Source organism: Leisingera sp. CC-HEC096 (assembly GCF_059429235.1).
Genome location: NZ_JCAIJS010000001.1, coordinates 3,290,533 through 3,316,267 on the forward strand (window position 1 = coordinate 3,290,533; position 25,735 = coordinate 3,316,267).

The 25,735-nt window shown below is 63.8% G+C and carries 19 protein-coding genes, 1 tRNA gene and 1 pseudogene; 6 read left to right on the top strand and 15 right to left on the bottom strand.

Annotated elements, in window-relative coordinates:
- Nucleotides 1-14 precede the first annotated feature (14 nt).
- Entirely contained in the window at nucleotides 15-875 is an 861-nt protein-coding gene (argB, locus tag AC5STI_RS15950) for an acetylglutamate kinase (protein ID WP_475049355.1), read from the bottom strand.
- Nucleotides 876-1,009: 134 nt separating this feature from the next.
- Here argB and AC5STI_RS15955 point away from each other — a divergent pair, with 134 nt between their 5' ends.
- Nucleotides 1,010-1,738, top strand: a complete 729-nt coding sequence (locus AC5STI_RS15955; protein ID WP_027235503.1) for an SDR family NAD(P)-dependent oxidoreductase — start codon at nucleotides 1,010-1,012, stop codon at nucleotides 1,736-1,738.
- Nucleotides 1,739-1,841: 103 nt separating this feature from the next.
- Here the strand turns inward: AC5STI_RS15955 and AC5STI_RS15960 are convergent, their stop codons facing one another.
- The 7 genes from AC5STI_RS15960 to ttcA all read right to left on the bottom strand — a co-directional run bounded on the left by AC5STI_RS15960 (nucleotide 1,842) and on the right by ttcA (nucleotide 9,516).
- Nucleotides 1,842-3,239, bottom strand: a complete 1,398-nt coding sequence (locus AC5STI_RS15960; protein WP_495447331.1) for a PepSY-associated TM helix domain-containing protein — start codon at nucleotides 3,237-3,239, stop codon at nucleotides 1,842-1,844.
- A 71-nt stretch (nucleotides 3,240-3,310) separates the two neighbouring features.
- Nucleotides 3,311-3,676: a DUF2946 family protein gene (locus tag AC5STI_RS15965; protein WP_495447332.1), complete on the bottom strand. Its 366-nt coding sequence runs from the start codon at nucleotides 3,674-3,676 to the stop codon at nucleotides 3,311-3,313.
- 5 nt (nucleotides 3,677-3,681) lie between these two features.
- Nucleotides 3,682-4,329 (bottom strand): ribosome biogenesis GTP-binding protein YihA/YsxC, encoded by a 648-nt coding sequence (yihA, locus tag AC5STI_RS15970; RefSeq protein WP_039151083.1) that lies wholly within the window; start codon nucleotides 4,327-4,329, stop codon nucleotides 3,682-3,684.
- Nucleotides 4,329-5,081 (bottom strand): MOSC domain-containing protein, encoded by a 753-nt coding sequence (locus AC5STI_RS15975; RefSeq protein ID WP_495447333.1) that lies wholly within the window; start codon nucleotides 5,079-5,081, stop codon nucleotides 4,329-4,331. The genes yihA and AC5STI_RS15975 overlap by 1 nt, the downstream gene beginning before the upstream one ends.
- The gene (gene yidC, locus AC5STI_RS15980; protein ID WP_495447334.1) at nucleotides 5,078-6,883 is read right to left on the bottom strand and encodes a membrane protein insertase YidC; all 1,806 of its coding nucleotides are present in this window, start codon (nucleotides 6,881-6,883) and stop codon (nucleotides 5,078-5,080) included. Before yidC ends, AC5STI_RS15975 begins: the two co-directional genes overlap by 4 nt.
- 134 nt (nucleotides 6,884-7,017) lie before the next feature.
- Entirely contained in the window at nucleotides 7,018-8,562 is a 1,545-nt protein-coding gene (locus AC5STI_RS15985) for a putative bifunctional diguanylate cyclase/phosphodiesterase (protein WP_495447335.1), read from the bottom strand.
- 66 nt (nucleotides 8,563-8,628) lie between these two features.
- Nucleotides 8,629-9,516 carry a tRNA 2-thiocytidine(32) synthetase TtcA gene (ttcA, locus tag AC5STI_RS15990; RefSeq protein WP_495447336.1) on the bottom strand — a complete coding sequence of 296 codons (888 nt, stop codon included), beginning with the start codon at nucleotides 9,514-9,516 and terminating at the stop codon, nucleotides 8,629-8,631.
- A gap of 120 nt (nucleotides 9,517-9,636) precedes the next feature.
- Between ttcA and AC5STI_RS15995 the strand changes: the two genes are divergently transcribed.
- Nucleotides 9,637-10,173: a hypothetical protein gene (locus AC5STI_RS15995; RefSeq protein WP_495447337.1), complete on the top strand. Its 537-nt coding sequence runs from the start codon at nucleotides 9,637-9,639 to the stop codon at nucleotides 10,171-10,173.
- A 2-nt stretch (nucleotides 10,174-10,175) separates the two neighbouring features.
- On the opposite strand, the gene yidD is transcribed toward AC5STI_RS15995, so the two are convergent.
- From yidD to rpmH, 3 genes are all read right to left on the bottom strand, one after another.
- A complete protein-coding gene (gene yidD / locus AC5STI_RS16000) occupies nucleotides 10,176-10,406 on the bottom strand; it encodes a membrane protein insertion efficiency factor YidD (protein ID WP_259971580.1) in 231 nt (76 codons plus the stop codon).
- A gap of 153 nt (nucleotides 10,407-10,559) precedes the next feature.
- Nucleotides 10,560-10,985, bottom strand: a complete 426-nt coding sequence (gene rnpA / locus AC5STI_RS16005; protein WP_490398833.1) for a ribonuclease P protein component — start codon at nucleotides 10,983-10,985, stop codon at nucleotides 10,560-10,562.
- Between the two features lie 23 nt (nucleotides 10,986-11,008).
- Nucleotides 11,009-11,143 carry a 50S ribosomal protein L34 gene (gene rpmH / locus AC5STI_RS16010; protein WP_008554144.1) on the bottom strand — a complete coding sequence of 45 codons (135 nt, stop codon included), beginning with the start codon at nucleotides 11,141-11,143 and terminating at the stop codon, nucleotides 11,009-11,011.
- 323 nt (nucleotides 11,144-11,466) lie between these two features.
- Between rpmH and AC5STI_RS16015 the strand changes: the two genes are divergently transcribed.
- The 4 genes from AC5STI_RS16015 to AC5STI_RS16030 all read left to right on the top strand — a co-directional run bounded on the left by AC5STI_RS16015 (nucleotide 11,467) and on the right by AC5STI_RS16030 (nucleotide 15,238).
- Nucleotides 11,467-12,240 carry a TVP38/TMEM64 family protein gene (locus AC5STI_RS16015; RefSeq protein ID WP_495447338.1) on the top strand — a complete coding sequence of 258 codons (774 nt, stop codon included), beginning with the start codon at nucleotides 11,467-11,469 and terminating at the stop codon, nucleotides 12,238-12,240.
- 2 nt (nucleotides 12,241-12,242) lie between these two features.
- Nucleotides 12,243-13,661 (top strand): dihydrolipoyl dehydrogenase family protein, encoded by a 1,419-nt coding sequence (locus AC5STI_RS16020; protein WP_495447339.1) that lies wholly within the window; start codon nucleotides 12,243-12,245, stop codon nucleotides 13,659-13,661.
- A 15-nt stretch (nucleotides 13,662-13,676) separates the two neighbouring features.
- Entirely contained in the window at nucleotides 13,677-15,062 is a 1,386-nt protein-coding gene (locus AC5STI_RS16025) for a sensor histidine kinase (protein ID WP_475049379.1), read from the top strand.
- Between the two features lie 99 nt (nucleotides 15,063-15,161).
- Nucleotides 15,162-15,238, top strand: a tRNA-Arg gene (locus AC5STI_RS16030).
- Between the two features lie 1,072 nt (nucleotides 15,239-16,310).
- Here the strand turns inward: AC5STI_RS16030 and AC5STI_RS16035 are convergent.
- The 4 genes and pseudogenes from AC5STI_RS16035 to AC5STI_RS16050 form a co-directional block, all read right to left on the bottom strand.
- Nucleotides 16,311-17,655 (bottom strand): annotated as a pseudogene (locus tag AC5STI_RS16035) (IS3 family transposase).
- 170 nt (nucleotides 17,656-17,825) lie between these two features.
- Nucleotides 17,826-19,373: an AfsR/SARP family transcriptional regulator gene (locus AC5STI_RS16040; RefSeq protein WP_495447340.1), complete on the bottom strand. Its 1,548-nt coding sequence runs from the start codon at nucleotides 19,371-19,373 to the stop codon at nucleotides 17,826-17,828.
- Nucleotides 19,374-19,698: 325 nt separating this feature from the next.
- A complete protein-coding gene (locus AC5STI_RS16045; protein WP_495447341.1) occupies nucleotides 19,699-19,965 on the bottom strand; it encodes an immunoglobulin domain-containing protein in 267 nt (88 codons plus the stop codon).
- A gap of 242 nt (nucleotides 19,966-20,207) precedes the next feature.
- Nucleotides 20,208-25,727, bottom strand: a complete 5,520-nt coding sequence (locus tag AC5STI_RS16050) for a hypothetical protein (RefSeq protein ID WP_495447342.1) — start codon at nucleotides 25,725-25,727, stop codon at nucleotides 20,208-20,210.
- Nucleotides 25,728-25,735 lie beyond the last annotated feature (8 nt).

Here is a 25,735-nt window from a genome sequence, read left to right on the forward strand (position 1 = left end):
CTGCAGCAGCCGCGTCAGGCGCGGATCATCGAGCCCGCGCCGTGGTCGGTGTAAAGCTCCAGCAGCACCGCGTTCTGCACCCGCCCGTCGACGATGGTGCAGGCGCGCACGCCGTTGCGCACCGCATCCAGCGCGGTTTCGGTCTTGGGGATCATACCGCCCGCGATCACGCCGCTGGCGGTCATGTCTTCGACGTCCGCAGCCTTCAGCTCAGTCACCACGTCGCCCTCGGCGTTCTTGACGCCCGCCACATCGGTCAGCAGCAGCAGCCGGTCAGCAGTCAGCGCCTTGGCGATGGCGCCGGCGGCGGTGTCGCCGTTGATGTTGAAGGTCTCGCCATTGCGGCCGCCGCCGATCGGGGCGATCACCGGGATCATGTTCTTCTCAAACAGCCCATAGAGCACCTTGGGGTCCATCTCGGCCGGCGCGCCGACAAAGCCCAGGTCCGGGTCGGCCTGATCACAGGTGATCAGGTTCGCATCCTTGCCCGACAGCCCGACGGCGCGGCCGCCCTGGCGGTTGATCGCCTGCACGATGCGCTTGTTGACGACACCGGACAGCACCATCTCCACCACTTCCATGGTGGCGGCATCGGTCACCCGCTTGCCGTTCACAAAATCGGATTTGATCTGCAGCTTCTCCAGCATCGCGTTGATCATCGGCCCGCCGCCATGCACGATCACCGGATTGACCCCCACCTGGCGCATCAGCACGATGTCGCGGGCAAAGGTGTCCATCGCCTCGTCGCTGCCCATGGCGTGGCCGCCCAGCTTGATGACGACAATGGCCCCGGCAAAGCGCTGGAAATACGGCAGCGCGCTGGAGAGGGTTTCGGCGGTGGCAATCCAATCGCGGTTCATATCTTGTTTCTTCATTGCTGCATCATCCCTTGGCAGGAATGTGTTAAGGGGTTCCGCCGCCGCTGCCAAGGGTTGCGTTTGGCGCACCCCGTTGCGGATGGCTGTGCGGGTGCTAGGCTCAGGCCAGATTCTCACACAAGGAGTGCGCCATGCGCCAGAAGACTTTGCTGCTGACCGGCGCCAGCCGCGGCATCGGCCACGCCACCGTGCGCCGCTTCAATGCCGAGGGCTGGCGGGTGATCACCTGTTCGCGCCAGCCGTTCCCGCAGGAATGCCCCTGGGGCGGCGGCCAGGAGAACCATGTGCAGCTGGACCTGTCGGACCCGTCGGACACGATCAACGCGGTGGGGCAGATCCAGGAGCTGCTGGACGGGCGGCTGGACGCCTTGGTCAACAATGCGGGGATTTCGCCCAAGGGCCCGGACGGGGAGCGGCTCAATACCCTGAACACCGACCTGATGGACTGGGGCAAGGTGTTCCACGTGAACTTCTTTGCCTCGGTGGTGCTGGCCCGGGGCCTCAAGGAGGAACTGGCGGCGGCGCAGGGCTCCGTGGTCAATGTGACCTCGATCGCGGGCAGCCGGGTGCATCCCTTTGCAGGTGCTGCCTATGCCACCTCCAAGGCGGCGCTGGCGGCGCTGACGCGGGAGATGGCGCATGACTTCGGGCCGATGGGGGTGCGCGTGAACGCGATTGCGCCGGGGGAGGTGGAAACCTCGATCCTGTCGCCCGGCACTGAAAAGATCGTCGCCAAGCTGCCGATGCAGCGGCTCGGCCAGCCCGAGGAAGTGGCGGCGGCGATCTATTTCCTGTGTTCGGAGGGCAGCTCCTACATCTCCGGCGCGGAGATCGAGGTGAACGGCGCGCAGCACGTTTAAGAAAGTGATCCCAGCCCGGAATCAAGCGCGTAGCGCGCCGGGCAACGCCCGTCCGCCCCCCCGAGCGGGCGTTACCCTTCTCAGAGGCTGCGCCTCAGCACGGTCAAGAGACCGCCCGTTTTAGCACCGGCAGGTTGCTCAGCAGCAGCACGTCAAAGGCCAGCACCGCCAGCAGTGCGAGGCCGGTCAGCGGGAAGGCCAGCGACACCAGCACGGCAATCAGCGCAGCACCCTTCCAGAACGGCATCTCTGCCGGTTCCGGCGGCGCGGCCAAGCGGGCGGCGCCTGCGGGGCGGCGCTTGACCCACATCACCAGGCCGGAGACGCAGACAAAGATCACGGCCAGGCAGAACACCACGTTCAGGATAAAGCTCCAGGTGCCCATCAGGCCCATGTGGAACGGCACGCTGACCGCCATCGCCTTGCCCGCCCAGGAGTAGTCCTCGTATTTCACATCCGCCAGGATCTTGCCGCTGTACTGGTCCACATGCACGGTGCGGTCGATGAAGGGGCTGTCGCCGTCGCCGCTCATGCTGTCGCGGTTGATGGTCCACACACCCGTCTCACCGCCGGGGTAGGCGAGGCGGAAGCGGCCCTCCATCCCCAGGCTCCGGCCCAAAGCGATCAAGCTGGTGGCATCCACGGGCGCGCCTTCGGCCACGCCGGTGATCCCTGCGTCAGAGCCGGAGGCAGGCATCGGGGTCTGCTCCAGCGCCCAGGGTACGTCGTTGGTGGACCCGTGGTTCATGCTGGCGTGAATGTCGTCGGACAGGGGCACGTTGTCCCATTTCGCTGCCGGGAAGGTGCTCCAGGCCTGCATCATCCGGCCGCCCCAGATGCCGGTCCACGACAGGCCCGAGACCAGGAAGATGACCAGCAGGGCTGACATCCAGAAGCCGGTGACCGCGTGCAGGCTCTTCCACAGGGCACGGCCCTTGGCGTGGAAATTCGGGACAAAGGCGCTGACGGCATTGCCGCGCGGCCACCAGAGGTAAAGACCGGTCAGCACCAGAACGAGGCCCAGGCCGGCGGCGATCTCGATCAGCCGGTCGCCGGTGTCGCCGATCAATAGGGTGGAGTGGATGTTGTCGGCCAGATCGTACCAGCCCGCGCGGCGGTCCCAGACCTCGATCACCTCGCCATTGTACTGGTTCAGGGCCACCAGGCGCTGGCCCTCATCGGTTTTCACGCGGAACACGGCGGCCAGATCAGGGGCCTTAGGGCCGATCCACTCGGCGATGGTGCCGGGCTGGGCTGCCAGAACGGCGGCCTCCTGCGCAGGGATGCTCAGCTCGGCAGCGCCTTGGGTGACGGTGATCTTCTCGCCGTCGCGGCCGTCCACCTGGGTGATGAACATCATCATCAGCCCGGTCACTGCAAGCATGATCAGGAAGGGGATCACAAACAGGCCGGCGTAGAAATGCCAGCGCCAGGCGGCGAAGTAGAATTTTTCAGAAAGCGGGCGCGATTGGCCCGCGGGATGCGGTTGGCTGGTCGCCATTGGGTCTCTCCATATCGGAACGGGGCCGGACGCGCAGGGCGCCGGCGTAAATGTCAGGTGTGTTCAGAAAATCAGGAGAGTGCGGGCGGGCCGCGGGCGTCATAGCGCCAGTGGAAGCCGGCGGTGTGATGGGTGAAGGTCTCGCGCGACCAGCGGTCGCTGAGAGGGGTGTCCAGGTTCAGGTCGATCAGGCTGTCCGGCAGCAGCGCCACCGCACCAAGGGCCGCGAAGGGGCAGCTGCGGTCCTCCATCTGCTCGGCGGGCGTATGGGGCTCGCCGCTGTCCAGATCAACCCAGGTTTCCACCGGGCCGTGGCCGGTACAAATCACCAAGAGCACCTTGCCGTCCTGCGCCGTGCCCGGCATCCAGCCGGTCGGAATCAACCCGGCCACGGCCAGGGCGATCACAACCAGCAGGGAGGGCAGGCGGCTGAGCACGTCGGTTACAGCCCGGCGATGATGGAGCGCAGGGTGGCGATGCCATCGCCCTTCTCGGAAGAAGTCAAAACGATCTCGGGGTAGGCGGCGGGGTGTTTGGCCAGCGCGCCCTTGACCTGCTCCAGAACCTTGGCGCGGTCCTTTTCCTTGACCTTGTCGGCCTTGGTCATCACGCATTGGAAGGTGACGGCAGAGCTGTCCAGGAGCTTCATGATCTCGTCATCCACTGCCTTCACGCCGTGGCGGCTGTCGATCAGCACAAAGGCGCGGCGCAGGTTCTGGCGGCCCGACAGATAGCGTTTCAACAGCTTCTGCCACTGCTCCACCACCTTGAGCGGCGCATTGGCATAGCCATAGCCGGGCAGGTCGACCAGATAGAGGTCGGGGCCTTGGGTGAAAAAGTTGATCTCCTGCGTGCGGCCCGGCGTGTTGGAGGCGCGCGCGATGCCCTTGGTGCCGGTCAGCGCGTTGATCAGGCTCGACTTGCCGACGTTGGAGCGGCCGGCAAAGCAGACCTCCACCCGGTCGGCATCCGGCAGACCGTTCATCGCGACCACGCCTTTCAGGAATTCGGTCTCGCCCGCAAACAGCTTGCGGCCCTTTTCGGCGGAAATGTCGTCTGGCGCCTCGGCCAGGGAAAATTGCATCTGCATCACAGCACCTTTACCGCGTCGCCCAGGCGGATTTCTCCGCCGTGCACCACCTCGGCGTAGACCGAGAAATCCTGGTGGCCCCAATTGTCCTTGAGGGTCTTGAGCGTATCGGCGTCGCGTTCGCCGGTTTCGGGGTTGGCGGTGGTCGCCAGGCAGCGCACCACGCGCTCGCGGACGGCAAAGACAGCCTCTCCGATCTGCACCTCGCGGCCCAGCCATTCGTTTTCGGCCCAGGCCTCACCCAGATCGAACCAGATGTTGCCGCGCCAGCGCAGAGGCGACAGTTTGTGGCCGATGGCCTGCTCCACCGCGCGGTGGGAGGCCCGGTTGCACAGGGTGATCGAGGGGAAATCGCTGTCGGTCAGACCGCGGCCCGGCACCCGAACGATATGGGAGGAGCCGGCCCGGTTCGCGGGCAGCAGCGGTTTTTCCCAGTCCAGGAAGCGCGGCAGGTCGTCAGGGTTTTCCGGATCGAACGTCAGATCGGGCCGGTCCGGGTGGCTCAGCGTCAGCTGGCCGGTTGCATCGTCCAGCCGGGCGTTGATGGCCATCAGGCCCGGCGCCTTGGCGCCGCGGGTGAAGTTCTGGCACGGCACCCATTCGGAGCCATCTGCCTTGGACGCCTCATGCGCAACCGCCCAAACGCGGTCGCCGGGCATGGTCTGCCCGGCGCTCACGGTAACGTTCTCCAGTGCCTCCCGCCCGTGGGATTTGAGCGGGTGGCGCCAGATATCTGTGACCTCGAAGGTCATTCGTTCTCAGCCTTCGGCTTCTTCTTGAAGCTTGATTTGATGTTGCCGAACACGTCCGGCTTATAGCCGTGGCTGCGCATGATCAGATACTGCTGGGTGAAGGTGATCGTGTTGTTGGCGATCCAGTAGACCACCAGGCCGGAGGCGAAGCCGCCGAGCATGAACATGAACACCCAGGGCATCCAGGCAAAGATCATCTGCTGGGTCGGGTCGGTGGGCGCCGGGTTCAGCTTTTGCTGCAGCCACATCGAGATACCGAGCAGGATCGGCAGGATGCCGATGAAGATCAGCGCCAGGATGCTTTCCGGGGCCGGAGCCGCAAAGGGCAGCAGGCCGAACAGGTTCATTATCGAGGTCGGATCCGGCGCGCTGAGGTCCTGGAAGGGGCCGAAGAAAGGCGCGTGGCGCAGTTCCAGCGTGACGAAGATCACCTTGTAGAGCGAGAAGAAGATCGGGATCTGGATCAGGATCGGCAGGCAGCCCGCGGCGGGGTTCACCTTCTCCCGCTTGTAGAGCTCCATCATCTCCTTCTGCATCTTCTGGCGGTCGTCGCCGGCGCGCTCCTTGAGCTTCTCCATTTCCGGCTGCAGTTCCTTCATCTTCGCCATCGAGGCGTAGGATTTGAAGGCCAGCGGGAAGACCAGAATCTTGATGATCACGGTGAGGCCGATGATCGCCCAGCCCATGTTGCCGATCATCACGTTCAGCCAGTGCAGCACCGCAAACATCGGTTTGGTCAGGAAGAAGAACCAGCCCCAGTCGATGCTGTCGAGGAAGCCCTGAATGCCCGCCTTTTCGTAGCCGCGGATGGCGTCCCATTCCTTGGCGCCGGCAAACAGCTGGGTGGTGACCTCAGACGACTGGCCGTCGGCCACGGTCAGGGTCGGCAGCACGATGTCGGTTTGGTAGATGTCGCGGCGCTCGTCGAATTTGGCGATCGAGCGGAAGGGCTGGCCCGGCTCGGGGATCAGGGTCGACATCCAGTAGTGGTCGGTAAAGCCGATCCAGCCGTTCTCTGCGACCTGGCGGATTTCGGATTTGGAGCCGTCTCGGGCGTCGGGCTCGAAATCGGCCATGTCGTCATAGTCGATCTCGGCCAGCTCGCCGTCGGACATGCCGACCAGGCCCTCGTGGAGGATGAAGAAGTTCTTGAGGTCGGCGGGCTGGCCGTGACGGGCCAGGGTGCCGTAGGGCGCCAGGGAGACGGTGCCGCCGGAGGCGTTGGCAACCGACTGGGTGACCGAGAACATGTAATCTTCGTCGACCGAGATGGTGCGGCTGAAGGTCAGGCCCTTGCCGTTGTCCCAGGTCAGGGTGACAGGGCTGTCCGGGGTCAGGGTGGCATCTGCCTCGGCGCTCCAGACGGTGTTCGCGCCCGGCACCTCATCCAGCGACAGGCCAGCGCCCGGGGCCCAGCCATAGAGCGCGTAATAGGCCTGCTGCTCGCCGACGGGCTTCAGCAGTTTGACGATCGGGGAATTCTCGTCCAGCGTCTCGCGGTAGTCCTTCAGCGACAGATCGTCGATCCGGCCGCCCTGCAGCGAGATGCTGCCGGTCACCCGCGGCGTGTCGATATCCAGGCGCGCGGCCTGGGGGGCTTCGGCCTGTTCCGGGGCGCTGCCGTCCACGGCTTCAGCCGCGGCGCTGGGCGCCAGTGCGGTATCGCCTGCGGGGGCGGTTTCGCTGATCGCGGTTTCCGGCGCCTGCTCCGGCTCCGGGGGCGGGAAGAACGTGTACCACCCGAGGATCACCAGAAAGCTGAGTACGGTTGCGAGAATTAGATTTTTGTTCTGATCGTCCATTGGGGACTGCCACCTCGAATTGGGAAGGACAGGAGGGGTTCAACAGAGGTGGACCCCAAAGGTCAAGCAGAATCAGGCCGCGCCGGGGCGGCAGAGCGTCCCGGCGCGGCATAAACTGCGGGGAATGCAGCGGGTCAGGGGGTCTGACGGCCGATCACGGGGGTATCCTGCAATTTGGCCTCGTGGGCGGTGATCCAGTCCAGGGTCTGGTCGAACGGCATCGGGCGGCCGATACCAAAGCCCTGCACATGGCCGCAGCCCAGCTGCGCCAGCAGCGCGTGCTCGCCCGCGGTTTCCACGCCCTCCGCCAGGGTTTCCAGATCCAGCCGTTCTGCCATCGTGAGGATGGCCGAGATCAGTTTCTGCTGTTCCGGGTCCTGATCCGCCTTCATCACAAAGGACCGGTCGATCTTGATGCGGGAGATGTTGAACCGGCGCACTGCGGCGATGGAGGCATGGCCGGTGCCGAAGTCATCGAGGTCGATGTGGCAGCCCAGTTCGCTGAGGGCGAGGATGTTGCGGGTGACCACGTCATCGGGCTGATCGGTCATCACGGTTTCCAGGATCTCGACGCACAGGCGGTCGGCGGGCAGTTCAAACCGCTCCAGCTCCCATTTGATGCGGCCGGCCAGCCCGGGGTTGCGCAGCTCCTGTGTGGCGAAGTTGACGCCGACGCAGGGCACATCCACACCGGCCGCGTCCCAGGCCTTGACCGCCACCAGAGCGTTATAGAGCATCACCTGGCTGAGCCGGTCCATCAGCCCGGCCTCCTCCAGCGCGGGCAGGAAGGTGGACGGCGGGATCAGCCCCTGTACCGGGTGCGACCAGCGCGCCAGCGCCTCAAACCCCGAAACCCGGCCGGTGTCGGTGCAGATCTGCGGCTGGAACCATGCCTGGATCTGGCCGGATTCCAGCGCCGCCGCGGCTTCGTCGCGCAGGCTGGCGCGGGACTTGCCGCGGCCCGACATATCCGCCGAAAACGCGCGGACGCCGCCGGGGCCGTTGCTTTGTGCCTCCGCCAGGGCGGCGATGGCGGCACCGGTCCATTCGGTGCTGGTCGTGCCGGGGGCCCGGTTGCGCTGGCAGAAGCCGATGGACGAGGTCATGTAGACCGTGGTGCCGTCCAGCGGCACCGGCTCTTCCGTGGCGGATTGCATCCGGCCCGCCAGCTGTATGCACAGTTCCAGGTCCAGCTGCAGGGTCGGCGCCAGGCAGACGGCAAACCGGCTGTCGCCGATCCGGGCGACGGTGTCGTTCTGGCGCAGGGCCGAGGCGATCTGCGCGCCGCAGTGCTGCATGATCCGGTCGCCGGCTTCCTGGCCGTGCCGGTCGGCAAGTTCTTTATAGTCGTCCAGTTCCACGATGAAGACGGCTGAGCGCAAATCGGATTCGGCGCATTCTCCGTAAACCCGGTCAGTCTCGGCTTCGAATCCATCGCGCAGCAGCATGCCGGTGATGCTGTCGCGGGGGAGACCGCGGCCGCCCAGCTTGCTGAAACCGCCGGTTGCTGCGATCAGCACCGGCAGGCCCAGCGCGACCGACAGCAGCGCCGCCTCGCCGCCGAGCCAGTAGGTGGCCAGCGTCAGCGCGGGCAGGAAAGCGAGCACGGGCGGCCCGAAAAGTGCGGGGGCAAGGGTTTGCCGGAGCCGTGCCAGGAGACCTGAACCCGTATTTGTCATTCTCAGACCCTTCGTCTGCAGCCAGTCGTTCCGGCCTGAGACTAAGGTGCTGTTCTAACCCGGGAGTTAACGCAGGTTGGGAATTCCAGGTTTTTCCTCGTCAGCACCGGAATTCTTCAGCTCCAGGCCGGCAAAATCGAACAATTTCGGGTCCAGAAGGTGCGAGGGGCGCGCATTCATCAGCGCCCGGAACATCACTTGGCGCCGTCCTGGCGAGTTTGATTCCCATTGATCGAGAATCTGTTTCACCTGCTGGCGCTGCAGCCCGTCCTGGCTGCCGCAGAGATCGCAGGGGATGATCGGGTAGTTCATGGAGCGGGCGAATTTCTCGCAATCAGCCTCTGCCACATGGGCCAGCGGGCGGAACACGAACAGGTCGCCCTCCTCGTTCACCAGCTTGGGCGGCATTGTCGCAAGGCGGCCGCCGTGGAACAGGTTCATGAAGAAGGTTTCCAGGATGTCGTCGCGGTGGTGGCCCAGCACCACTGCTGAGCAGCCTTCCTCACGCGCAATGCGGTAGAGGTTGCCGCGGCGCAGGCGCGAACACAGCGCACAATATGTGCGCCCCTGCGGCACCTTGTCGACCACGATGCTGTAGGTGTCCTGATATTCGATCCGGTGCGGCACACCCATCTTTTCCAGGAATTCCGGAAGTACCGTGGCCGGGAAGCCGGGCTGGCCCTGATCCAGGTTGCAGGCCAAGAGATCCACCGGCAAGAGGCCGCGCCATTTCAGCTCGTAAAGCACTGCCAGCAGGGTATAGCTGTCCTTGCCGCCCGACAGGCAGACCAGCCATTTCGGCGTGCTGCCGTCTTCGCGGCGCTCCACCATGCCGTATTGGTCGATGGCTTCACGCGCATAGCGCACGATGCGCTTCCTGAGCTTCTTGAACTCAGTGGTCGCAGGCGCGCCGGCAAACAGCGGATGGATTTCGTCCAGATCATCATCAAGCATGCGCGCGCCCTAGCCGAGGCGGGCGCTTTTGCCAAGGAAAAAAGGTGTGCAGCGCTAGGGGGCGGCGGCAAGGCGCGCTAAGCTGGAGCGGTAAAGCGATTTAATCAGTGAGGGCATTTGATGAGCGAAGACAGCAAGGAGGCACGGATCGTCCGCAAGGCCGTGGGCGAGGCGGAGACCGGCCTAAAAGGCCTGGAGAAAGAGCTGCGCGGTGTGGTCAAACAGTTCGAGAAGGGCGCGATGACGCCCGCCAAGGGAAAGGCCGTGGCGCAGAAGGTCACTGCCTTCATGAAGAAACAGTCGCAGGTCACCAAGCTTCAGAACGCGCCGTTCTTTGGCGAGCTGCCCTTGGACGTGCAGGACGGCGTGACCTGGCTCGACAGCGTGGTGAATGAGCTGAACAACGTGCTGGGGCGGCTCGCCGGTGCGCTGAAGCTGATGCAGAAGAAGCCGGACAAGGATTACGGCATTCTGGTCAAGGCTTCGCGCGAGCTGGAGAGCTATATCAGCCAGCCGCCCAAGGGGGTCGGCACCCTGCTGAAGGCGGCCAAGGCAGGGAAGGCGGCGGGCGATCCGATGATGGCCTTCCTGCCGTTCATCATCCTGATGTGGATGATCATCGACACCATCGCGCGCGGGCTGAACCGGAAAAAGTGAGGTCAGTCTTTCCTGTCCGGCACCGGGTCATAGCCGTCGCCGCCAAAGGGGTGGCAGCGGCCGATGCGGCGGATGGTGAGCCAGGCGCCCTTGATGGCGCCGTGTTTTTCCAGCGATTCCAAGGCGTAGGCGGAGCAGGTGGGCTGGTACCGGCAGTTGAAGCCGACCCAGGGGCTGAACAGCAGCCGGTAGGCGCGCACAGGGAGTGCGAGGATATGGGCCAGCGGGGTCATGGCGGATAGATAGGGGCAGGGCGGCTGTTAGGCAATGAGGACGGCGCCCGAGCCTGGGAGGGGGCGGAAGCGCCCTCCCGTGGGGAGGGCCGGGCGCTGTCCGGCCTGCCGGCCGGATAAGAATGGCTCAGCAAGGCGAGGGGCCTGCGTGCGTTACTGGCCGTGGATCTTCTTCAGTGCGTAGATCAGATCCTGCTTCAGCTCCTCGAACGGGCGCTGGGCGGTCTCATTCGCGCGGCCGATCAGCACGTAATCCCAGCCGGGGCGGCCATGCGCGGGCAGAATCATCCGCGCGGCCTCGCGCAGGCGGCGCTTGGCGCGGTTGCGGGCGACTGCGTTGCCTACTTTCTTGGAACAGGTAAAGCCCATGCGGATGCCGCCGTCATCCTGGCGGTTGCGGCCCTGTACCATCATGCCCTTGGTGCCCTGCTTGCGGGCAGGGGGGCGGGCGCAGGCGAGGAAATCACGGCGCTTGGCCATGACCTCAAGCTTGGGCGCATCCGATGCGCAAACGGACACCGCCGGAGGCGTGTCCCCGCGGGCAGCGTTGCCGTCCTTGGGGGCCTCCGGCGGTGTCATGTCCGTCAGAACGTGAACTGAGCTTATGCGCTCAGTTCTTTGCGGCCGCGGGCGCGGCGTGCGTTCAGGATCTTGCGGCCTGCTTTGGTGGCCATGCGCGCACGGAAGCCGTGGCGGCGTTTGCGAACCAGGTTCGAAGGCTGATAGGTGCGTTTCATCGCTCCGGTCTCCACATTATGTCTACGGGTACGGCGCGGAATCGCCCGCCCGGGGTCTATCTCGAAGCCCGGTCTTTAGGAGGGAATGACGGCCAAGTCAAACCCCGCAGGCCGCCTTTTCCGGGCAATATGCAACATTTCTGCCAAAAACTGCCCCGGAACGGCCGGTCCGGACAGCGCGGCTGTAACATGGGACCGGTGATTCTGCCACAAAGCTCACGGAATCGGGGGGGCGTGTTCAAGCACCTGTGAAGCGGGGCTGCTTACCCTCGCACCGGGGCCATTTAACACGTAGCAACAAACCCTGCAGCAAACACGGACCGATGAGCGATATGACCGAGACCCCGAATTCCGACCCGCAAGCTGGTTCCAAGCCCGGCCTGGCCCGCCATCTGCCGCTGATCGCGGTGGTGGCTGTGGCCCTGATCGGGGCGGTGACGCTGAGGGATTACCTGACCTTCGACACGCTGCGCGACAACCGCGAGGCGCTGATGGCGTTCCGGGATCAGAATTACCTGGGGCTCGCAGCACTGTTTATTGGCATCTACATTCTGATGGTGGTGTTTTCGCTGCCCGGTGCGGCGGTGGCCTCGGTCACCGGGGGGTTCCTGTTCGGGCTGGCCACCGGGACCGCGTTCAACGTGATCGCGGCGACCATCGGTGCGGCGGGCATCTTTCTGGCGGCGCGCTGGGGGCTGGGGACCTGGCTGACCGCCAAGATGGAAGCGGCTGAGGGCCGGGTGCAGATGCTGAAACAGGCCCTGCGGGAGAACGAGATCGAGGTTCTGCTGCTGTTGCGGCTGGTGCCGGCGGTGCCGTTTTTTGTCGCCAACCTGCTGCCCGCGCTGGTGGGTGTGAAGTTTGGCAACTTCCTGTGGACCACCGCGGTGGGCATCATCCCCGGCGCCATCGTCTTTACCTGGATCGGGGTCGGGGTCGGTTCCGTCTTTGACCGCGGCGAAGACCCGGACCTGAGCCTGCTGTGGGAGCCGCATGTGATCGGGCCGATCCTGGGGCTGTGCGTGCTGGCGGCGATGCCGATCCTGGTCAAAGCCGTCCGCGGCAATATCCGCGGCCGCAGAAACAAGGATAGCTGAACATGACCCGTATCGAATGCGATCTGCTGGTGATCGGCGCTGGCTCGGGGGGCTTATCGGTGGCGGCAGGCGCCAGCCAGATGGGCGCCGATGTGGTGCTGCTGGAAGGCCACAAGATGGGCGGCGACTGCCTGAACTATGGCTGTGTCCCCTCCAAGGCGCTGCTGGCCAGCGCCAAGGCCGCCTATGGCCAGGCGCATACCGCGGATTTCGGCGTGGCGGATCAGCGCCCGCAGCCGGACTATGCCGCTGCCAAGGATCATGTGCATCAGGTCATCGGAACCATCGCGCCGGTGGACAGCCAGGAGCGGTTCGAGGGCCTGGGTGTGCGGGTGATCCGCGAGTTCGGCCATTTCGTCTCTCCCTCGGAGGTGGAGGCCGGGCCGTATCGCATCACGGCGCGGCGGATCGTGATCGCCACCGGGTCCTCGCCTCTGGTGCCGCCCATTCCCGGGCTGGACAAGGTGCCTTATGAGACCAACGAGACGCTGTTCGATCTGCGCGAAAAGCCGGAGCATCTGCTGATCATCGGCGGCGGGCCGATCGGCATGGAAATGGCGCAGGCGCATGTGCGGCTGGGCTGCAAGGTCACGGTGATCGAAGGGTCCAAGGCGCTGGGCAAGGATGACCCGGAAGCTGCCGCGCTGGTGCTGGACAGCTTGCGCGCCGAGGGGGTGGAGATTGCCGAAGGCGCCATGGTCTCCCGCATCGGCGGCCAGGCGGGTGCGATCGAGGTCGAGACCAGGGACGGCAGCCGCTTCAAGGGCACACATCTGCTGATGGCGGTGGGGCGCAAGGCCAACACCGAGCGGCTGAACCTGGAGGCCGCCGGGATCGAGACCCGGGGCAACGGCATCAAGGTGGACGAGAGCCTGCTGACCACCAACAAGAAGGTCTATGCCATCGGCGACGTGGCTGGCGGAATGCAGTTCACCCATGTGGCGGGCTACCACGCCAGCGTCATCATCCGCTCGGCGCTGTTCGGGCTGCCGTCGAAAGTGAAGACCAGCCATATCCCGTGGGCCACCTATACCGACCCGGAACTGGCACAGATCGGGCTGACCGAAACCCAGGCGCGCGACCGCTATGGTGTGAAGCTGGAGGTGGTGCGTTTCGACTATGAGCACAACGACCGCGCCATCGCCGAACGCAAGACCAAGGGCTTTATCAAGGTGATGGTCTTCGGCGGGCGTCCGGTTGGTGCCACCATCGCCGGTCATCAGGCCGGAGAGCTGATCAGCCTCTGGTCCCTGGCACTGGCCAACCGCCTGAAAATGAGCCAAATTGCAGCAATGGTCGCGCCTTATCCCTCCTTTGGCGAGATCAATAAACGGGCGGCTGGTGCGTATTTTTCACCGCGGCTTTTTGAAAGCAATTTGGTGAAACGCGCGGTGCGCCTGGTTCAGCGCTGGATTCCATGAGGTAAGGGCGGCGGGATGCTCAACACGCTTTCGGGCAGATTTCTGGTCCTGACCACGGTCTTCGTGATGCTGGCCGAGGTGCTGATCTTTGTCCCGTCGATTGCCCGGTTCCGCCTGGATTACCTGTCGGACAGGCTGGAGCGGGCGCAGATCGCCTCGCTTGCGCTCTTGGCAGACGACATGCTGGAGACCGAGCTGGAAGCGGAGCTGCTGGAGAACGCGGGCGTCTACAACGTGGTGCTGCGCCGCGATGAGATCCGCCAGCTGATGCTGGCTTCGCCGATCCCGCAGCAGATCACCGGCACTTATGACCTGCGCATGGCGGGCGCGCTGACGCTGATCAAGGACGCGGTGCTGCGGCTGGCCCGGCCGGAGAATGAGATTATCCGGGTGATCGGCGCGCCGGTGCGCGACGCGGGCCTGCTGATCGAGGTCACCATGGAAACCGCGCCCTTGCGCCAGGCGATGCTGGATTACGGGGTGCGGATCCTGATTCTGTCGGCGGTGATCTCCATTTTCACCGCGCTGTTGCTGTTTGTTGCGGTGCGGATCGTGCTGGTGAAGCCGATCAAGAGCGTGGTGGGCTATATGCAGCGCTATGCGGCAGCGCCTGAAGATGTGCGCGGCATCATCCATCCCAGCTCCGGCGTGGTGGAGCTGCGCGAGGCGGAGGAGGCGCTGATGCAGCTGCAGACCGAGCTGACCCACGCGCTGAAGCAGCGGGAGCGGCTGGCGCAGCTGGGCGGCGCGGTGGCCAAGGTGAGCCATGATCTGCGCAATATCCTGACCTCCGCGCAGCTGTTCACCGACCGGATCGAGCGCAGCGAGGACCCGCTGGTGCGCCGCCTGGCGCCGAAGCTGGTGAATTCGATCACCCGCGCAGTGTCGCTGTGCGAGGGCACACTGGCCTTTGGCCGGGCAGAAGAGCCGTCGCCCACCTTTGCGGTCGTTTGCCTGCATGAAATCGTGGGGGACATCGCCGAAAGCGAGCTGTTGGCGGCCGACAGCGCCAAGGTCGAGATCATCAACACCGTGCCCGCCCCGATGATGCTGCGCGCGGATCCGGAGCAGTTGTTCCGCATTATCATGAACCTGGTGCGCAACGCCCGGCAGGCGATCGCCGCAACCGGGCAGGCGGGCACGATATCGGTGGCCGCCCGCGAGACCGAAGGTGCCTGGTACATCACGGTCGCGGATACCGGCCCCGGCCTGCCGAAGAAGGCGCAGGACAACCTGTTCACCCCGTTCCAGGGCGGCACCCGCAAGGGCGGCACCGGGCTGGGGCTGGCCATCGCCGGCGAGCTGACCCGCGGCCACGGCGGCACTGTGGTGCTCAAGGAAACCGGCCCCGATGGCACAGTCTTTGAGATCTGCCTGCCCAAGGGCGACGGCACGATCTGATGTGCTGCCAGGGGCGGGCGGAAATATGACAGGCGGATGAAACTATTTTTGTTTTGGGGGTTGCGACTCCCCGGTGCTAGGATTAAACCCCGCCGCAGTGGACCGATAGCTCAGCTGGATAGAGTACTTGACTACGAATCAAGGGGTCGGGGGTTCGAATCCTCCTCGGTCCGCCACTTCCTCACCTGTCGGGCGACACATAGTTTTGCCATTTGCGACAGAACCTTTCCTTTTTCGTGTCTCCAACATCCCCGCTCGCGCCTCCTGTTCCGCCAGTGGCGAAGCCTTCCTGATTTTCACTTCGGAAGACCTCGTGTCTTCCGGAGGGCAAAGCAGGGTGGGCGCAGCCCGGACTGCGGCCGGACGGTGATCTGACACACGGGGCCGGAGCGGTGAAATTGGGAGGGGCCCGCGCCAGGCGCGGGAGGAACCGGATTTCTCCGTGTAGGCTGACGCGCAGCGGCATCAGAACCCGTGTTCAGATTGCCGGCCGGATGGCAGGCGGACCAATCAAATGGAAAATGCCAGGCGCGCTAGAGCGGAGCGGATGCGCGGCTGACTTCTGTGCAAGCGATCGCGGTCTCGTCCGCGATCACATTCTAAATAAGACAGGAAGGGCAGGAGGAAAGCAGCCGACGAGATCGTCAGCTGCCATTCACCGCGAGGATCACGAAGTCACACACACGGGACAAACCGACCTTGGTTTTTTCATCTTCGCTGACGCAGCATCGCTTTGCACATGCGGCGGTTTCTTGCTGCGTTGCCGCCCATGTCGCGGAAGCGGTCATTGCTTGCTGGTTTCGAACGGCTAATCCATACCGCCCATTCGCTGCATGGCGCTTGGACACGAAAGACGCGGGACAAAGGGGACTTTTGGAGCAATGCGGCGAAGTCCGGTATCGGTAACTATGAAGACACGGTTCACATCACTGCCCTCGGCGTCTCGACCCAAGCTGTCAACAACCTAGACGCTTGGCGGTTAGCCAAATTTGGTCTGCCGGTCCCGTCTAGTGCATGTCCAATGTTTTCATCAGATCGAAGACCTGCTGGCGCATCCAGGAAGCAATAGGCGTGTTGTCTGACCGCTTGTGCCAAATCCCGATGATTAAGGCGGGGTCGATCTGCATCGGCGGAGTGAATACTTTCAGATCGAATGTGTTCGCCACCTTGATTGTGTCTGTCGTCAGAGTTTTCCGGAGAACTTGGGCCGTTTTGTAACGGAGGCTCTGGTTCGGTTTCTGTTTGAGTTTAGGCGGCAGCGGCTTGGTGCTGCAACCTGCGTTTTCTGATTGTCTGTTTCTTGATCTCCTCTCGCATTTTCAGGATCTTTGCGCCTCGACCGTGATAGACGTCGGCGGGCGTCAAGTTGTCCAAGCTCTCGTGATAACGACGGTTGTTATAGAGATCGACAAACGCGTTGATCTGGCGTTCCAGATCGCCGGGCAGGAAGTAGTTTTCCAAGAGAACCCGGTTCTTCATCGTCTGGTGCCAGCGTTCGATCTTGCCCTGGGTTTGCGGATGGTGCGGCGCACCGCGAACGTGATCCATGCCCTTTTCATCGAGATAGTCGGCCAGATCGGCGGCGACGTAGGACGAACCGTTATCGCTGAGCAGCCTCGGCTTGTGCACGACGGTCGCGCTGTTGCAGCCCGAAGCGTCCAGTGCCAACTCCAGCGTGTCGGTGACATCCGAAGCCTTCATCGTGGTGCAGAGCTTCCAGGCAATGATGTAGCGGCTGTAATCGTCGAGGATGGTGCTGAGATAGAACCATCCCCAGCCGATGACCTTGAGGTAGGTGAAGTCGGTCTGCCAGAGTTCGTTCGGACGCACCGTCTTGTCCCTGAACTCATCCGCCGCGCAGATCACCACATGGGCTGGGGCCGTGATCAGATCCTCGGCGCTGAGCATGCGATAAACCGAGGATTCCGAGACGAAGTAACGCTTCTCATCGGTGTATTTGACCGCCAGTTCCCGGGGCGTCAGATCCTCGTGCTCCAGCGCAAAGTCGATAACATCCTTGCGGACCTGGTCCGGAATGCGGTTCCAGACCGACCTTGGCCGGGGAGAGCGATCGGTAAGCGCATCGATACCACCATCGCTCCACCGGGCATACCAGTCGTAATAAGTGCTGCTAGGAATACCCAGCATCTTCAGTGTTTGCCGGGTCGGCAGATGCGAAGCCTCGACCGTGCGGATGATCTCAAGCTTCTCAGAGGCTGGGTATCTCATTCTTCGAACTCCCCATCCCCGATCATGCTTTTTTTGAGAAGCCGGTTCTCAAGCGTCAGCTCAGCAACCACCTCCTTCAGCGCGGCAGATTCCGACCGCAGCTCCTTGACTTCGGGGGATGTCGCTTGTCGCGCCGTGTCACCCGCTAGCCGGTTCTTCCCGGCTTCAAGGAACTCCTTCGACCAGGAATAATACAGGCTCTCTGCAATCCCCTCACGACGATACAATGCAGCGATGCTTTCCTCACCACGAAGACCCGCCAGGACGATCCTGATCTTCTTTCGGCCGAGTAGTGTTTGCGCGTCTTGCGCTTGATGCCCCTGACCAACTTGTCAGCGGCGTCCTTCGATGTTCCCTTCGGCAGGGAAACGCCCCACTGGGGCCTTTCCTGATCTTCCTCAGTTCGTTGTTCATCTTCGCTCCTTAATGGCTTCGATGAACCAGAAATCCTCCGTTGCTCAAACCCTTAAATTTGTCCAGCGGGCGCTGACGTCAGACAGGCGGGGCAGGGGGTGTCACGCTGTCCGCAGGGGCCTAGCACAAAACGTTGAACCGCTGATCCAACAGGCCCGCATTGCGCAGCGTGGCGGCGGGATAGGCGTCATCGCGCACATAGCTGTCGAGCGAGAACTCGGGCTCGAGGCGCTGCAGGGCGGTCAGGTGGCGGCGCGCCCGGTCGGTATCCCCCAGGTGCAGGCTGAGGGCGATCAGCTGTATGTGCGGGGCCTTGAATGGCGGGCAGCGGCGGCTGGCACTGCGCAGCGCCACGAAGGCCTCGTCGTAACGGTCGGTCGCGATACACACCAGCCCGTGATACAGGTCCCACAGATGCCGGGCGTCATCTTCGGCAAGCGCCGGGCGGCAGAAACTGGTTGCACGATAGGCCGCGTTCTTGTCGCCCATGGCCCCCGCCGTCATCGCAAGCGCCTGGTGGGACAGAAGACAGGCCGGGTTGCGGCGCAGGCCCGTCTCGGCCGCCGCAAGCGCGGCTGACGCGTCATCGAACAGCAACAGGCGCACGAAAGCTGTCAGGGCCCAGGTCTGCGCGCTTTCCGGCGACAGTTCGGTCGCACGGCGCAGGAACCCATCCGTTTCCTCCAACAGGCCCGGGGAAAGGTCCGCCATGGCTTCGATCACCTGCGCAGAGCGCTGGAAGGCGAGCCAGGCCAGGAAGACGCCGCTGGGATCGACATCAAAGGCGCGGGCGAAATGCGATCCCGCCTCGTCAACCGCGCCCGGTTCATAGGAAAACAGGCGGCGGCGCCCGACCTCGGCAAAGCCCAGGGCAATGACCTCGTCACGGTCCAGAGCGGCCACATGGGGCAGCTTGGCGAGCGCACGGCTTGCGGCGACATGGGAAAACGTCGCGATCTCCTCGGGCGAAATCGATACCTCGCCCCGTTTCTTCAGCAACCGGTGGCCCGAGAAAAGCACCACCCCGTCAGGCCCATACAAGACCTGCGCCCGCAGCAGGGCCGTGTCGCTTGTTTCAGAGATATGCGTGGTCACCTCGATGTCATTGCCACCCGGCCGTGCGGTGGTTCGGGTCGATCCGATCATGTCTTCCAGGTTCTGGCTGACCTGGTCGGCGATCACCCCCGCGGTCACCTGCCCTGCAGGAGACGAGGTCGACCCGACCTGCGCCTGGATGCTCAGCGCACTGGGCGTGGCATCCTGGTCTGGTTGTCGATCAACTGCGGCGCGAAGGGCACGAAGCCAGTCCTCGAAGGCCTCGTTTCGGATGCCGATCCCTTCCAGCAGGGTCATGGACCCGCGCATGTTGACCGTGACCTTGGCCGGATCCAGCCAGATATCGGTGCGATCGGCACATAAAGCCGCGCCATGGGGCCCCAGCGCGCGGCGCAGAGCCAGCAGCGCCTGGCGCAGGTTCATCCTGGATTTCCGAAACGGGCGGTCGCTCCACAGACGGGCCGCCAGCCAGCGCCGGGCACGTTTGCGCAGCGGGGGTTCGGCCAACAACGCCAGCAGAGCCCGGACACGCGCCTCTCGGGGTGTGAGGTCCACGCCGCGCATGTCCTCGACCCGCAGAGGGCCTGAAATATGGATCGTCAAGGCGCCCATTGCCAACCCTCCTTGCAACACGTCATTCTTTCAAAAAAATGTGACCCTCGGCATTTGCCGAAATGCCAAATTCTCTCAGTATGAACCCTTATTTTACGATGGAAGGCCGTTTTTTGCAACTTTTACGGGAATGGCAAAAAATTGGGCAAGGCCGGTGTGTCGTGCCCGATGGGCCCCACCGCCAGGGCGATGATCGGCAGTCCGGCCGATGAACAGCGGGCAAGGGCGCCAGAGAACGCCGGTTCGCCCGGCGCGGCGGCGGGGCGGACGAGGTGCCAATCGGCCCCCCCCGTGCCCCTGGCCGCCCAGATCGGGCCGGGCAGCTTCAGGCCGCATAGACCTCGAGCGTCCCGCCTTCGTCCACCTTCTCGGACCCTGACGATTTGGTCGTCGGGTCATCGGTGTGAACGGCCACCCAGTCGAGCTTGGCTTCGTTGTCCCCATCGATTTCGCACATCAGCTGCCGGGTCTTGCTTTCGTTCAGGCGCTCGTTCGTCCACAGCTCGGTGTTGTTCGCCGTGTTGCGGTCGACGATGGTGACATACAGGTCCTGCGTGTCGCGATTTTTGACGTAGATGTATCCTTGTGCCATGAAGAATCCTCCTTTGGATGGCTGGGGTTGGTTGACGTGTTGCGCAGCAACAGAGTGCCGCTGCGGCCGGAAACCTTCGCGCAATTGACCCTGTCATCACCGATCATCGACGCCGCAGGCCGCAGCCCGGCCGGGGGCGTCGCCGCCGCCAGGACCATGCCCACCGGCGGTGTGATCGTGATCGGCGCGGCGCGGTGCACGGTATTCGGGGTCGGGTCATCCATCGCGGTCACTCCCTGGGGTCATCCGGATTTGAGCGGGAAAGCGGGGCTCATTCCCAGCGGGGCCAGAACAGCCTCGCGTTGACCATCCATGGACACGGGGCGCAAGGCGGCCTCCATCCGGGCCGGGCCGGTGTCTGCGCCCCCGTCCACGTGAACGGGCGGGAAGACCCAGTCCCAGTTCCAGGCCGTCCGCCGCAACTGGCCCGACTGGTTCATTGCCACCGCCGGCAGAATGGAGACATCCATCTCCAACTCTTGCGGCCCTTCTGTTTGCAAGGTGATCTTGCCCTTTCCGCGCTGCACCTTGCCTGTCCCAATCCCGCTGGTCACCTTCTTTGAAACACCATTGGCAGCAGTGGTATAGAGCCAGACCGCACCAAGGGCGCCATCAGATTTGACAAGCAGATCAATGTATTGGAGGTCATCAAGGTCGGCCCCCCGCAGCGTGACGGTCGCCGCGTCTCCCGCGTCGACGGGCCACAGGCTGAGCACGAGCTTGCCGCCTTGAGCGATATCCAACTGGGTGATCCGGCAGCGCAGCAGCAGGCCGCCGGTCACCGCCTGACCCGGTGCGCCACCCTGCAGCTTGGTATGCAGTGCATCCAGGTCGAAGGTGGCTTGCGCGGCCGCCAAGGCCCCTGTCGCGGGAATGCGCACCTTCTCGGCAGGTGCGGAGAACCCAATCAGGGCGACGTGATCCCTGTGCTCACTCAGCCTTGCCCGCCCGATCGGATCAAGCAGAACGGTTTCACGGGGCAGCAGGACATTTCGTCCGGTGTTTTCCGACCGGTGCAGCGTCAGCGCCGCAAGATAGGTGTGCGCGCCAAGCGGGTCGTTGTTCAGCGCGTCACGGCTGGTCAGCCGCCGGTCGTTCCCGTCCAGGGTCTGGAAGCGCAGTTCCTTGCTCTTGACCGAGGCCGCCACGCGCCTGGTCGGCACGATACTGGCGCCCAGGCAGACATGGCCCATGTCATAGCCCGATTTCGCCCAGCGTGGGGCAGGGGCGTCGCTGAGCAGGATCGGCGTCGGTGTCTTCAGCGGCGGCGCGACCGGATCGGTGCCGTTTTCGGCGGCCCGCAGAACGCGCGGCGCACCGTCTGCCTTGTAACGCGCCGTGGCCACGATCTGCGGGGCCGTATGCGATGCGTCGCGCGCCTGGCGCAGGACCACAAGCTCGAACCCCTGCTTGCCAAGCCTGCGGTGCACCAACCGCAGCCTTGCCCGCTCTGCGGTCAGGTGGCACAGCGTGGCCACGCCCGGTTTCTGGGTCGATGCATCGCCATAGGCGGCCTGTTTGTCGACCTCGATGCTCAGCCCATCCACATCGGCCAGGACACGGACCATGGCCGCGTCCTCGGGTCCGTGCACGATGGCCAGGTCGTCAGACAGATCCGTGATGTCGAGCGTCCAAGCAGCGGGCGCGGGGGCGTCCGTGTCCAAGGGCGGCGCGAAGGCCCAGGCGGGATCGACCATACGGCGCATTTCGATCGCCGCGAACATCTGTTCGTGCGCCCAGGCGGGATCAAGCCCATCGAATTGCAGCAGATAGCTGCTGTTCACGAAACCTGGCGCATCGGCATTGGGCGGGTCGAAGTGATGCCCGACCGGCCCCTCGGGCTGCAGCGTGACCCGCCGCGAGGGATCATCCGGGATTGCGGTCAACTTGATCCTCGGGTCGGGGCCGACCTCTTTGCGGTAGGTGGAAAAGTTCAGCGTCTTCGAGCCTGATCCACGGTCATCCTCCAGGGCATAGGTCTGGATCGTGGCGACCTCGGGCAGGATCCGGTCGGCAAGCCCGAACTGGTCAAAGGGCCGTTCCGTCAGGCTCAGCACGAAGGGCAGGGGGGCATCTTCATCCCGCGAGCCAGACAGCGACGGCAGGATGTGGCGCACCTGCGGGGGCACGATGCCATTGGCCGTGATATCGGCCAGGATCGCCACCCGTGTTGTAAACCGGTCGCTCAGCGGGCGGCGTACGCGGTCCGTCTTGTACTTCGCAGTGATGTTGCCAAAGACGCCAATGGCCGGGATCTCGCCGTTCCCCGTGGCCATCGCCCCCAGGTAACGCGAGCGATAGACCTGCGAATAGCGCAGATAGGTCGCGGCGGGGCTGGACCAGTTCACCCGGTCCAGCACGATCGCGTTCGCCCGGTCACCCGCGGCGCTGTTGGCCGATTTCGGCAGGAAGGCGGGCAGTTTGATGCGGCGCCGTTCACCGTCGTAGAAGGGGCGGTCGAAGAAAGCCGCTTCTTCAAAGGCGGCCACCTGGTCCTCGCCGTCGCCGTCATAGCCAAGCGGCACAATCGGGCCGTCCGCCGCTGTCGATCCTTTGGCGCGGTGCTCGGACGGATCGATCCAATCGCGGATCGGCAGCCCGCTGGCCCGCCAGCGATGGGTGATCAGGTCCAGCTCGCTGAAGGCGCGATAGATCTGCTGATTGTTGTCGCGGTCATCCCAGGTCGGGCACAGTTCGAACGTATAGCTTCTGTCGTGCTTGTGGGTCCGGACCTCCAACGCGCCGAGGATACGGTCGGCGGGGTGTGTGGCCAGCTCGTGGATGGCCGGAACATCCATGGCTTCCAGCAACAACGTCGTGCCCTTCAGGCAGACCATGTCGTCGTCTTTCACCTCTTCCTCGACGGTGTTCTTCATGTCGAGAAACCCCTCGTCGATCGCGCGCAGGTCGTTATCCGGCTCGTAATGCGCTTTGGGCACCAGCGGGCAGACGATCAGCCGGCTCAAATCGCCGGGGCGCAGGATTGCCGTGATGGTGCCATTGGCTTGCGTGAGGGACGGCGAGCCTGCATCCGGATCGACCATCACGGACACGTCATACTGCGCGTTTTCGTCGATCTCTCGGACAAGCCGGGCATAGGCGCCCGATTTCGGTTTGGGATCATTCTGATCGGGATACGTGAGCCCTTGGTATGGTTTTACCTCGATATCAATCGATCCGACATCCATGGGTTTCGCGACATTCGTAAGGTGGTCGAACACCTCCAGCCGCACCCGCAGCTTTCGCACCGCCGGGTCGGGCAGGCGGTTGACCAGTTCGGCAGCCAGCGCGTCCTGGACGTCCTCGAAAATGTCGCGGGCGTCTTCGATATGTTCGATGGTCGTGCTGCTCAGCCCGGTCCCTTGGAAGTATGTGCGCAACTTCGGGTTTGCGACCCAACGGTCAAAATCATCAAAGCTGACCCGGGGCGCGGTGATGGTCAGTTTCGCCCCATGCTGAAACTCCGGTTTCCAGGACAGGCCGGGATTGCTTGCGGTGCCCTTGTGGCCCAGCAACAGCAAGCTCGGCGCCTCGCCCAAGGGCTCTTCTCGCGCCTCACCCATGTGGGTCTTGAGCAACTCGGGCCCGATCGGGGTGACTTCGGCCGGGATATAGCCAATGCCGGGATGGGGCGAGTCCGCGTGGTTGGTTACCGAAACGGTCGCAACCGGCGTCGTGCGCAAATAGAGATCGGGGGCGGGATCCTTAGGCAAACCCTGGCCGATCGCGGGCAGGACCAGAGAGCCCGCCGCCCGCAGCATTTCGGGCAATACGCCGGAATTCGCGATGTAATAGGGCAGGGCGTGGTATTCGTACCCATAGGCCAGCGGCACAAGGCCTTTGTCATCGCCGTTGTATTCGGCATGATCAAGCCGGTAAGGCATTGCCAAATCAAGGAATTTCTTCGGCGAGGCGCTGTTGTCAGGCCTGGCGACCAGGCGCCCGATCTGCGGCAGGCCATCATAGGCGATCGACAGGTCCAACTGGCCGTAATTCCTGACAAGGGTCGAGGGCTCGATCGCCATCGGCACCTTTTTGTTCCCGATCCACAGCTCGGCGGCATTGGCATGGGCCCAGGTCGATGCCAGTTTCATGTCATCCTGGCTGGGGTGTTTGGCCCCGATCACCAGGCCAAATCCGGTGGTCTGGGCGGTGATGTCGTCGAACTTGTCCGGGTCCAGCTCGTCCGTGGCGACGATGGTCAGCGGCTGGGGTTCACGATCCGGGACGAACGTCTTGGACAGGATGGCCTCCCCAGCGCGTTTGTAGGCAGCCTTCAGCTGGTCCTCCAACGTGTCCTTCAGGTCACTGTTTGCGGGAAACTCGAGCTTGCGCAGCATTCCTTTCAGGGGCGAAGGCTCCATGCCCTTGCTTTCAAATTCGAAACGAGTCACCCGCCGTTTCATCCAGTCGAGCGCAACCAGAGCGTCCTTCATCCGCGTGTCATCGCTCGGGTCCGTCGGGTCCTTCGAGAACTTGTCTTCCAGGATGATCCGGAAGTGATCCATCAGGAGATCGGTGGCATCCTCGTGCAACTCGGCGGAAAGATTGGCGCCGGGCCCCGAGAAATAGGCCTGGAACGCGGCATCGGCCCGGCTGAGGTAAAGCGGATGATCGTCTGGGTCCTGGACAGTGCGGGTCCACCCCTTGGTCACCAGGCGCATGTATTCGGTGACAATGCGGCGCAGCTGATCGGGATCATTCAGGGCGATGGCGAGCCTGTTCAAGTCGGCGACCGCCTGTTCGTATTCGGGCGTGAGATCGCGGTTGCGGTCCGACTTTTTGGGCTCTCTGACGTTCGTGTCCTCTTTGATCTTTTCGGGCTGGCCGGATTTTTCCGCAGTTTCAATCACTTGTGCGGCTTCGACCTGAACCCCGGCCTTAACCAGCACCTCGCCGATCGCGGGAAATTCGTCCAACCAGTCGGTTTCTGGCGCAAGTTCGGCGGTGACCTCGGCCTCGGCGATCACATTGTTCAGGATTTCACGCAGGCTGTCGCGGAACCGTCCGTCACCCTGCACGGCCAGGTCGATCCGGTCAAACAGCAGCTTCTGGGCATGCTCTGTGAGAAGCGTGACGTAAGCCTCTTGCGTGGCCTCGTCGAGGTCCATGAACGGCAGATCGACCAGGGGGGCGAAGGGATCGAGGGTGCCGGTCATCTCGGCCCGGACACGACGCAGGCAGCGGATGTGATCGGCGTTCAGCTTGCCCGCAGTTATCCAGCCATCCTGCTTGTCGCTGGAGTCAATCACCGTGAAGGGGTTGACGAGGGTGGTGATGAATTCGATGGCCTGCCCGGTTTCCGGGTGGGCTTTCAGCAATATGGCCTCGCCCTTGGCGGGCAGCGTGGTGAATTCGGCCCCGTCAAGCTGGTGTATCGTGACTTTCTTGGGTTTCGCAGCGCCCCACCAGGGGAAGATCAGCAAATAGTCGGTCTCGGTGACGGGTTTCTCACGCAGCGCCAGATGCACAAGGCCCGCACTCTGGGGCAGGGGGGCCGCCCAGTTCAGCGAGGCGCGCAGCAGGTCCATGGCCGGGATGATCGTGCCCGCGTCATCGTCCTTGATCACCGTCTCATAGTCCTCATTGCCCTCGGTGGCCTTGGGATCGTCGGCATGTCCCACCCAGAACGACTTCGAGTTCCCATCGGGCGCACGGTCTCCGAGCCACTCCAGCACCTCTGAACCGGCATCAAGCTTGCCAAGTTCCACGCGGGTCAGTTCTGTCGAGTCCGAGACCTTGGCCCCATTGTCTAAGGTCACCGCATAGA